This is a genomic window from Aeromonas sp. Prich7-2, from assembly GCF_017939255.1.
GTDB classification, from domain to species: Bacteria; Pseudomonadota; Gammaproteobacteria; order Enterobacterales; family Aeromonadaceae; genus Aeromonas; species Aeromonas caviae.
On sequence record NZ_JAGKRI010000034.1, the window covers coordinates 32,053 to 41,036 of the forward strand.

Here is an 8,984-nt window from a genome sequence, read left to right on the forward strand (position 1 = left end):
AAAGGCAACCATGTTTGAACAGACTGCATCCAAACAGCATAGCTATGAGGCTGCGTGCGCACTTTTCGCAGCAAGGTACAACCTCGCCGAGGTGGCCAGGTCAGCAGAGATTGGGGAGCAGATGCTGCGCAACAAGCTGAACCCTGACCAGCCGCATCAGCTGACGGCAAGGGATCTGGTTGCCCTCTACCACGCCACCGGTGATGACACCCTGTTTGATGGCCTGCTGTTTGACTGCGGCCTGACTGCCGTTCGCCTGCCCGCCGCAGCTACCGCAGCCCCAGAGGCTCGCGCCCAACAGGCGCTCAATGCGGGGGCCCAGATCCTGGGCGTCACGGCCCAGGCTACCACCCTCCTCGCCGGTGACCGCGTCACCAAATCACACCGAAACACCGTCGTCACCGGCATCTGGGCAGGCATCGAGCACCTCGTGCTGTTGGCCACCGAAGTCGAAGACCGCTTTCACGCCGTCCCTGGTCTTGCGTGTGCTGCCGACATGGCCCGCGCAGCCCTCGGCGCATAGGAGACCAGACCATGAGATTGATTTGCCCCCACTGCGGTTACCACGCGAACACCCGAAACTCCACAAAAATGAGCCCGCTGACAGGCCACGCCTATTACGCCTGCAGCAATGTCGACTGCGGCCACACCTTCAAGGCCGCGTTTGAAATCGTCGGCACCATCAGCCCATCCGCCATGCCCAATCCGGCCATCGTGCTGCCGTCCTGCAAGGGCGTGGGCAAAAACTGCAAAACCATGTCGAAGAGCGTCCCGCTCAAGGAGCCAGCATGAAACTTCGCGCAGAGCAGCCGGGGCTGATCCCGCTGCCTTTTCTGCTGTTCAACCGCGCCACCGTCGTCACCAGCGGCGACGAGCCGGTGATGCGCAACACCACCCGTTTCGACGGCAGTTATCTGGAAGACAGCGAGGGCCGCCGTGGCGCGCTTCGCTTCCAGCCGTGCCATCAACCTCGCCCGCACTGGCTGACCAAGCTGCTGCAGGCATAACCGGAGGGCCACCCCATGAACACCGCACAGATTTTTGAGCTCGTTCAACAACCCAGCGCCGCAGAAGTGGCGCTGGCAGAGATGCGCGCCCAGTTCGGCCGCAATGGGGCGGCCAGCCGCTGGTCACGCCTGCCGACCCGGGCCCGCGCCGTCATCTGTTACGCCGCCGGGGTGTCGACCACCCAAGCCGGGCGCGAGCTGGACCAGTTCGACTTTGACCAACAAGAGGCGATCCGCCTCGCCCTGGGTGAGCTGATGGCAACCCTGCATGAGTTTGATGGCGGCGTGCTGCACCGCCGCGAGTGGCACCGCACCACCCGCCGTATTGAGGGGCCGACCCGCAGCGAGCAGGAACAGGCAGAACACGAGAACAAGCGCCGGGCCGAGCTCAACAAGCAGGCCGGCATGTTGGAAAGCCGCAGAGCGGTTTTGCAGAAGGTGGCCGAAAGCGGCCAATAAAAAACCCCGCTATCGGTGTTGGCGCACCAGCGGGGCTTTCAATCAATCAGCGAGGTAAACCTCATGAACAATCTTACAGCAGAACAGGCGATCCGCAAAGTCGCGAACAGCCTCATTAATACCCACCGCCCCCAGCTCGGGGCCTGCCACAGCCTCGCAATTGAGGCGAGCCTTGAGGCGCTGGCCGAGCTGGCCGATGAGCTGGCCCTGCTCGACATCTACGCCGAGCTGACCAAGCGCCTCGAGATCCTGCAGGGTGGCCAGCGGCCGCCGGTGCTGGTTTGCAGCACTCCATCCGGGGATCTCGCTTTCCTCAAGCTGTTCAACGAGTTCGCCATCGCCAACCCTCAAGCCGCCGACGAATGGCTGTTTACCGATGCCAAGGGCTGCTTTACATGGCAGGACGATGAGCAGGGACTGGTATTCATGCCGCCAGAGGTTGAAGTCGAGCAGTTGGCTGATGGTGACCTGCCGTTTATGAACGGCCCGCACATCATCGGCGTGGACATGGCGGCCCCAGTCCATGACGTCACCGTGATATTCCAGCCGCCCTTTGCCCATGCGCTGCAAGGGGGTGCCCAATGATCGCCATCACCGCCAAGCACATCGCCCCCTCTCCCGCCGATGCCGTCGCCTACCTGGTGCGCCATGGCTACATCAAAGTGCGCGGTCACTGGCTCAGAGGCCAGCGTCACGCCGCCCGTATCGAAACCCTGGCCTCCGGCCGCGCCTGTGTACTGGAAGGAGTAGCAGCATGAGCAAGGTCTATGTGAACCCCATGGCAATGCGGGCCCGTCTGTGTGCCGAGTTGGCGGTGCTGGATTTGTCAGGGGTAGCCACTGACTCGGCCTGCGGTTTGGGAAATTGGTTCGACGATCTCGGCGAAGCGCTTTCTGGCGAGTTCGTCGGTGAAGTGAATACCAGCATGGTCGCCATGTCGCTTGCAGTTGGACGCATGAACGAAATGTCAGCAGTCGAGCTGAGCCAGCGTATGGATGCCTTCGAAGACACCGGAGAGCTGGTCGCGCAGTTACTGGCGGAGGTGAATAAGGTTGTTGGCCTGCGCCGAGAGGATTTGGCTGTCACTCGGTCAGCGGTGTTGCTGCTGGCGATGTATGGAGCGCTGGCATTGGCCAGCCGAGAAGCCAATGCAGACAGCGAAGATGAGGAGTATCCGGCATGAGCAACACCATCATGACCCTCGCCTGCTTGAAGCAGTGGATAGCCGAGAACGAAGCGCGCCTGGTGCCGACCGCCCCGCTCTGCTGCTGCGGTGAACTGGGGATCTCCATCCGTATCGAGGCAGGCTATGTCGCCATCGACGAGCCGGATTTCAGCGACATGGAAGGGGGTGCCCTGTGACTGATGACATGTTCGAACTGGAGCCGCCGATCGACGAGCTGGGCGGCGCCGAATCTGGCCCGGCCCACATGCAGCCGCCGGCACCGGTCAGCCCACTGACCAAGCACTGGGAGGCAGCGCAAGAGGAGTTCAGCACCTCGGGCAGTGATGCCCGCCGAAACCGCAACATCGCCCAGGAGTTGCTGGCCCTGGGCGCCATCCGCGCCGTGTATTGGCTGGCGCTGGGTGGCGGTGAAGTCGCACTGGCCAAAGAGATCGCCGAGTGGTGGGCCGAGTGCGAGCCACTCCACGGACTGGGGGAGACCATCAAATGATCCACGACTTCTGGCTTGATGCCATGTTGAGCGACGCGGCGCGCCGCCGGGAATACCAACTCGAATTACTGGATGCCCGTCGCCGTCCCTGCCGCCCCCACCGATATATCAAAACCCTGCTGGTCATGGTGCGCGCTGCCCGCCGTTGCGAACGCCAATCTGCCGCCCGTCTGCGCCAGTCATACAACGGAGGCGCCATCTAATGACTCACCAAAAACCAGCCGGGCTTGCCCCGGCTTTGGGCATCGCGCGCCCTGCAAACAGCCATATCGTGACGCTTGAGCCCTGCACCAAGTGCCGCCAGATGGCGGTTTGTCTGCCGGTTGCGGGCCGACACGGTCGCCGCTCTTACCCCTATTGCGTCGAAACCTGCTGGCCGCTGGCCCGCGCCGCCAGTGAAACCGTGGTGAAGACCGTCCCGGCCAACGCCCGCCCCTCAATGCGCTGCAGTTGCTGCGGCGAGTTCGGCCATGTGCGCCCGGTCATCCTGGTCGGCAACCGGCTCACCAGCCTGTTTTTCTGCGAGGCCACCTGCTGGTCTGATCGGCTCGCCACCCTCGACATGGTACCGACCTGCTCCACCTGCGGCCGCTACCTGCAACCCAACGAGTATGTGACCGAAAAGTGTGGGGTGTGCAAATGATGGACGCCATCACCAACCTGCACGGGATCCAGCTTCCCCAGCACTACCTGGTCGGGCACCACGCCATCAACATGGCCGGGGCGGCCGAGCAACTTGCCCGCATCGAGTGGCACGTTGCCAAGCCGCTGGCCGCGACCTTCCTGCGCCGCTACCCGGCCAATCCCAAGACCGCCAACATCTGGCTGCGCCGCATGGTCGACGCCTGCGCCGCCGCACAGAGCCGGTTCCCGGTACCGGTAATTGATCTTCGCAACGATGTGCGCCGCGAGCTGGTTGCCGCCGAGTGGGCACGTCGCTGCCAACAGCTGCTGGCGCGGGCCGGCAACGAGCGCACCGCTGCCGAGCTGCTGGCCGATATCGGGGCCCAGGCCAAGGCGTGGCACTTCTGCCCGCCCCTACCGATCCACCCGCGCACCAAGGTCGAGCGTCTGCTGGGCCGCCCACTGAGTCAGGAAGAGCGGGACGACCTGAACGACGAGGTGGATAAGTTCGAAGGGGCCGCCGCCAGCCTGCTGGTGCGCCTGCTCGACGAGTCGTGGTGGCTGCGCAAGATCAACCGCGCCTGGGCCATCTACTGCGAGCTGATCGCCATCCTCACCGGCCAGGTGCGCAAGGGGGTCAGCCCCTACGCCAGTGCGCACGCAGTGCGTGAGTTCACCCAGCGTAAAGCAGCCCAGCAAGCCTGGATGGCTGGCATGAGCGCCGTCAACGAAGAGCTGGGGCAAGAGATTGACCTGGTCGATGCGGTGATGGGCTCGGTCGCCAACCCCGAGATCCGCCGTCATGAGCTGATGGTGCGTATGCGGGGCTTTGAAGACATGGCACAGGAGCAGGGCAAGCTGGGCCTGTTCCTTACCCTGACCGCCCCCTCCAGCTATCACGCCTGGCGCCAGGGCAGCAAAGACAAGGCGAAGACCTACCAGAACGAGAAGTTCAACGGCGCCTGCCCGACCGAGACCAACCGCCTGCTGTGCAAACAGTGGGCCCGCTTTCGGGCCGCCTTGGCCCGCGAGGGGATCATGGCCTTCGGTTTTCGGGTGGTGGAGCCGCACCACGACGGCACCCCGCACTGGCATTGCCTGCTGTTTATCAACCCCGAGCACCAACGCGACTTTCTGACCCTGCTCGCCTACCACTTCACCGCCGCCGAACGGGCCGAGCTCAAGATGCCCAACGGCGACCAGCTCGATGCGCTGGCCGAGCTGAAAGTCCGCAACAAGATGCCGCGCATCAAGTGGCTGCTCGATGTGAACAGCCCGGCGGTGGTCAAGGCCATCAACCCACGGGTGAACTGGAAGGAGATCGACCCGACCAAGGGCAGCGCCACCGGGTATATCGCCAAATACATCGCCAAGAACATCGACGGCCACAAGGTCGGGATGGACTACGAGGCAGAGGCCCCGGTCGACCACACCACCATCGCGGTCGCGGCCTGGGCGAGCTGTTGGCGTATACGCCAGTTTCAGCAGATAGGCGGCCCGGCTGTGAGCGTGTGGCGCGAGTTGCGCCGACTGGGTGACGAGGTGATCGAGTGGGATTGCATCTTGGAAGCAGCCCGCTATGCAGCGGACAACAAAATGTGGGGCCGCTTTATCGAGGTCATGGGCGGCATTGATACCCCGCGTAAAGACCATCTGATCAAGCTCTCCAAGCGCCTCGATGAAGCCGCCAACAAGTATGGCGAGGATGTGCTGCGCCTGATGGGGGTGATCACCGACATCGGTATGACCACCGCCATCACCCGCACCGAGGGCTGGCAGATAGTGCGCAAGGGCGTCACCGGGTCGGGTTTGGGCGAGCAGCGCGAGCTTGCAGTGGGCGAGCAGCGCGAGCTTGCAGTGGGCGAGCGCAGCGAGTTGCCCTCAGGCGGCGGCAGCCGCCCCCCTCGGAGTTCTGTCAATAACTGTACGGAAGGATCCAAATCAGGGGTGAAAGGATCCGCTCTGGCTAAAGAGCTGGGCCGAATGGGTCTTGATGAAAGCAACGCCGCCCTGCTGCTGCACGGCAGCATCATCCACGCCGACGGCCAATATGTGCGACTGGTCGGCGATCGGCTGATTGTGACCCGCAACTGGCCGGGGGCTGGCGATGCCGTGGCTGACCAGCTGACCGCCGAGGTCGAGGCAGAGCAGGCCAGCAACCGGGCCGCCAGCAGCGACAAGCTGAAACAGCAGGCCCGCGAGCTGATGCACTCCGGCGGCAACGTCACGGAATGGCTGGCCGCTCTGCCGCTGGCGCAGGCCGAAGAGGCGATAGCCATCTTCACCCGCCTGCTGGATGACGAAGAGGACAGGGCCAGTTACCAGCCCACCGAACAGGAGCAGGCCCGCGTCGCGAGCATGCAAGCCGACAACGACCGCCATCAGGCGGAGATTGCCAAGGCGCGGGCGCGCCTGGGCGTGGAATGAGGGGAATGAAGATGAAAAACGTAATGCTGGATCTGGAAACCATGGGCAAAGGCCCGCGAGCGGCCATCGTCACCATCGGAGCCGTGTTCTTTGACCCGATGACCGGTGAACTGGGTGCCGAATTCGAAGCGCATATCCACCTGAGTGATAGTGCCAGATTCGGTGAGATGGACCCTGACACCGTGTTGTGGTGGCTGGGGCAGAGTGATGAAGCGCGCGCAGCCATTGCCTATGACGTAGATGGCGAAAAGCGGATGGCACTTCTCCAGGCACTGCAAAAGTTTCAGGAGTGGCTGATGGCCAACGGGCAAGAAGGCAAACGACCCTATGTGTGGGGTAACGGTGCTGGGTTTGACTGCACCATCATGGCCAACGCCTATGAAGCGGTAAGAAAAGTGCACTTCATTGGCTACTGGAACGGATTCCAGGATAGGGATGTGCGCACCGTTGTTGATATGGGGCGTGACCTGCTGGGCTTTGACCCGAAAAAAGACATGCCATTCGAGGGGGTTGCCCACCGAGCGCTGGACGATGCCAAGCATCAGGCCCGCTATGTCAGCGCTATCTATCAGGCGCTGGCTTCAAATCAAAACCAAAAAGGAGAGTAATGATGAAAAACGCTGATATGCCGGCCATGCCTGTATCTGGGTCTGATGGGCAGCCAATAGATGTCTTTTCGCTGACCGATGGCCGAGGATCAAATTTGGTCTCAAGTGGTATGACAGTTGGCATGACAAAACGCGAAATGATGGCGATGCACTTCAGTGCAGCCCTGATGAACAACCCGAATTGGGATGACATGACGCAAAATGATGTTGCGATGTTTGCTGTCGGCCAAGCGGATGCCACGCTCAGGGCGCTGGAAGAGTGATAAGTATCGTCACTGTGGCAATCGCCCATGACAGGCTTGTGTTGCGCTCCCCCAATACGGGGAGCGCAAATTGAGGATTTGACGAAAGAGCAGCAGACATAAGCACGATAAATATATCAGATGCAATCGAAGCCAATAATTACGCCTGCTTGAGATGGAGGACACATGAAGCACGACAACGACCATCTGAAATTCCCGTCGGGCAATACGGTTGAATTTTGCCGCAAGAAAGCCAAAAAGCTGGTGAAGGAAGAGAAGGCGAAAGGTAAGGAATTGAAGCTATCCAGAGCTCTGGACGTGGTAGCCATCAGCAACGGGATCCCGGGCGGCTGGGCCGAGGCAATGAATCAGATGGAGATGGAGGCTGCATGCTCCACGAAATGAAAGACTGGATTCGTCGCCATGTTGAGGCATGGCTGGTACTGCTGGCCGCCAAAATCCTGATCGGCCGGAACGTTCATCGCAGCAAGGCCGTATCTCGCAAGGACAACAACAGCATGTGGTACATGGCCGAAGACCTGGAGCAGATAGCCAAGCGGATGCGGAACAAGTACGAGGGGCCGAAAGCATGAGCCTATTTCAATGTGAGCACTGCGGTTGCTGCGAGAACACCGCACTATCAAGCCAGGGATTCGTCAATGGAATGGAGCGTTTTTATGACTGGTCGTATGCACCAGAACGAAAAGGATTGAAGCTTTGTAGCGCATGCGGCCCGACCAGCTTCGCATCTGGCAAGCCAACTGAATACGGAAAGTGGCATGGTCGTTTCCCCAGAACGTTTCTGCCGATGGGGATGTTTCACACCAACCGCGTCGGCAACTTGGCACACAACGAAACCGGCAGCGAGAATTTTCGGGATTTTGAGATAGCCAGTAAGGAAGGCGAGGAGGCCGCATGCACCACGAACTGAAAATCCTGCCGCGCTACTTCCAGCCGGTACTGGACGGCGCCAAGCCGTTCGAGATCCGCGACAACTCTGACCGCGGCTTTCAAGAGGGCGATACCGTCACCCTCAACGAGTGGGACGGCGAACGCTACACCGGCCGCAGCGCCAAACGCCAGATCACCTTCGTCACCGACTATGCCCAGCAGCCGGGCTATGTGGTGTTCGGGATGAAGGAGCATGCGGTATGACTGACATCATCAACCGCGCCGACGTCGAGCGCCTGCTGCCGCTCTGCCAGCGGCTCTGGCCCATCCTCCATCAACACCCGCCGGGATCGGCGGGTCGTGCCGCCATCACCAGCACGCTCGACAACATGCCGGCCACTGACCGCCATCTCTGCGATCTGCTGCTCGACCGCATGGAGCGGGTCATCCGGTTCGAGGATACCTGGTTCCCGTTCTACCTGGGCGAGGTCGACACCCTCACCCCACCGGTGAAGGCCAAGCGGGTGCTACCCACTGGCCCCACCGCCAAGCAGGTATGGAAGGACACCCGGGCGCGGCAGGGTGCATTTGCCAGAAGGGGGTCGGTATGAGCAAACCAAAGGAGGCTACGGAGCGAAAGCAGGCCCAGCGTGCGAGACAGGCCGCTCTAGGCATCAAGCGGGTGGAAGTGGCGCTCTCCACTCACGAACGCGAGCAACTGGAGACCCTGCGCCGGGCTAGAGCCGGATCCGGTCAACCCTACAGCGCCGACGAATACATCAGCACCCTGCTGCGTCGTGACTGGGAACGCTGGCTGGAACAGGAAGCCGAGCTGAAACAGCAGATTTGCCCGAACTGCGACTGCGCATTGCCGGAAGGCTGCGGAGGAACCTTCAAGGGAGAGGCAGAGTGCTGGCACACCCAGGGCGACAAAGTGATCGCCCTGTAGTGGCAGAAATAGGGGATTGTGTCAGGTCACGTTTACCACATTGTGACCGGACACATTTTTTCGTCTGGATTTTGTGACCGGGAGAGCAAGCTGATGTTGGA

20 protein-coding genes are annotated in these 8,984 nt (G+C 61.5%); all 20 read left to right on the forward strand.

From position 1 onward, the window contains the following. The first annotated feature begins 10 nt into the window (after positions 1-10). The 20 genes from J9892_RS07315 to J9892_RS07410 all read left to right on the forward strand — a co-directional run bounded on the left by J9892_RS07315 (position 11) and on the right by J9892_RS07410 (position 8,883). Entirely contained in the window at positions 11-523 is a 513-nt protein-coding gene (locus J9892_RS07315) for a phage regulatory CII family protein (RefSeq protein WP_210538141.1), read from the forward strand. A gap of 11 nt (positions 524-534) precedes the next feature. Then, positions 535-792 (forward strand): ogr/Delta-like zinc finger family protein, encoded by a 258-nt coding sequence (locus J9892_RS07320; RefSeq protein WP_210538142.1) that lies wholly within the window; start codon positions 535-537, stop codon positions 790-792. Next, entirely contained in the window at positions 789-1,007 is a 219-nt protein-coding gene (locus J9892_RS07325) for a hypothetical protein (protein WP_139744007.1), read from the forward strand. The genes J9892_RS07320 and J9892_RS07325 overlap by 4 nt, the downstream gene beginning before the upstream one ends. A gap of 15 nt (positions 1,008-1,022) precedes the next feature. Next, entirely contained in the window at positions 1,023-1,466 is a 444-nt protein-coding gene (locus J9892_RS07330) for a hypothetical protein (RefSeq protein ID WP_210538143.1), read from the forward strand. A 63-nt stretch (positions 1,467-1,529) separates the two neighbouring features. Next, entirely contained in the window at positions 1,530-2,051 is a 522-nt protein-coding gene (locus J9892_RS07335) for a hypothetical protein (RefSeq protein ID WP_210538144.1), read from the forward strand. Next, complete coding sequence (locus tag J9892_RS07340) at positions 2,048-2,224, forward strand: hypothetical protein (protein WP_202605904.1); 177 nt, start codon at positions 2,048-2,050, stop codon at positions 2,222-2,224. The genes J9892_RS07335 and J9892_RS07340 overlap by 4 nt, the downstream gene beginning before the upstream one ends. Continuing rightward, positions 2,221-2,649, forward strand: a complete 429-nt coding sequence (locus J9892_RS07345) for a hypothetical protein (protein ID WP_210538145.1) — start codon at positions 2,221-2,223, stop codon at positions 2,647-2,649. The genes J9892_RS07340 and J9892_RS07345 overlap by 4 nt, the downstream gene beginning before the upstream one ends. Then, a complete protein-coding gene (locus J9892_RS07350; RefSeq protein ID WP_210538146.1) occupies positions 2,646-2,828 on the forward strand; it encodes a hypothetical protein in 183 nt (60 codons plus the stop codon). Before J9892_RS07345 ends, J9892_RS07350 begins: the two co-directional genes overlap by 4 nt. Next, complete coding sequence (locus J9892_RS07355; RefSeq protein ID WP_104452387.1) at positions 2,825-3,142, forward strand: hypothetical protein; 318 nt, start codon at positions 2,825-2,827, stop codon at positions 3,140-3,142. The genes J9892_RS07350 and J9892_RS07355 overlap by 4 nt, the downstream gene beginning before the upstream one ends. Continuing rightward, positions 3,139-3,345: a hypothetical protein gene (locus tag J9892_RS07360; RefSeq protein WP_210538147.1), complete on the forward strand. Its 207-nt coding sequence runs from the start codon at positions 3,139-3,141 to the stop codon at positions 3,343-3,345. The genes J9892_RS07355 and J9892_RS07360 overlap by 4 nt, the downstream gene beginning before the upstream one ends. Then, positions 3,345-3,785 (forward strand): hypothetical protein, encoded by a 441-nt coding sequence (locus J9892_RS07365; RefSeq protein ID WP_246876637.1) that lies wholly within the window; start codon positions 3,345-3,347, stop codon positions 3,783-3,785. The genes J9892_RS07360 and J9892_RS07365 overlap by 1 nt, the downstream gene beginning before the upstream one ends. Further along, on the forward strand, positions 3,782-6,193 hold the full coding sequence (locus J9892_RS07370; RefSeq protein ID WP_210538148.1) for a replication endonuclease: 2,412 nt from the start codon (positions 3,782-3,784) through the stop codon (positions 6,191-6,193). The genes J9892_RS07365 and J9892_RS07370 overlap by 4 nt, the downstream gene beginning before the upstream one ends. A gap of 5 nt (positions 6,194-6,198) precedes the next feature. Then, positions 6,199-6,801 (forward strand): 3'-5' exonuclease, encoded by a 603-nt coding sequence (locus J9892_RS07375; RefSeq protein ID WP_210538149.1) that lies wholly within the window; start codon positions 6,199-6,201, stop codon positions 6,799-6,801. Positions 6,802-6,803: 2 nt separating this feature from the next. Further along, positions 6,804-7,064, forward strand: coding sequence for a hypothetical protein (locus J9892_RS07380; protein WP_210538150.1), 261 nt, complete (start codon positions 6,804-6,806; stop codon positions 7,062-7,064). 165 nt (positions 7,065-7,229) lie between these two features. Next, positions 7,230-7,448, forward strand: coding sequence for a hypothetical protein (locus J9892_RS07385; protein ID WP_210538151.1), 219 nt, complete (start codon positions 7,230-7,232; stop codon positions 7,446-7,448). Then, the gene (locus J9892_RS07390; RefSeq protein WP_210538152.1) at positions 7,433-7,636 is read left to right on the forward strand and encodes a hypothetical protein; all 204 of its coding nucleotides are present in this window, start codon (positions 7,433-7,435) and stop codon (positions 7,634-7,636) included. The genes J9892_RS07385 and J9892_RS07390 overlap by 16 nt, the downstream gene beginning before the upstream one ends. Beyond that, positions 7,633-7,974: a hypothetical protein gene (locus tag J9892_RS07395; RefSeq protein WP_210538153.1), complete on the forward strand. Its 342-nt coding sequence runs from the start codon at positions 7,633-7,635 to the stop codon at positions 7,972-7,974. Before J9892_RS07390 ends, J9892_RS07395 begins: the two co-directional genes overlap by 4 nt. Continuing rightward, a complete protein-coding gene (locus J9892_RS07400) occupies positions 7,959-8,198 on the forward strand; it encodes a DUF3850 domain-containing protein (protein ID WP_210538154.1) in 240 nt (79 codons plus the stop codon). Before J9892_RS07395 ends, J9892_RS07400 begins: the two co-directional genes overlap by 16 nt. Further along, positions 8,195-8,545 carry a hypothetical protein gene (locus J9892_RS07405; RefSeq protein WP_210538155.1) on the forward strand — a complete coding sequence of 117 codons (351 nt, stop codon included), beginning with the start codon at positions 8,195-8,197 and terminating at the stop codon, positions 8,543-8,545. Before J9892_RS07400 ends, J9892_RS07405 begins: the two co-directional genes overlap by 4 nt. Continuing rightward, a complete protein-coding gene (locus tag J9892_RS07410; RefSeq protein WP_210538156.1) occupies positions 8,542-8,883 on the forward strand; it encodes a hypothetical protein in 342 nt (113 codons plus the stop codon). Before J9892_RS07405 ends, J9892_RS07410 begins: the two co-directional genes overlap by 4 nt. Positions 8,884-8,984 lie beyond the last annotated feature (101 nt).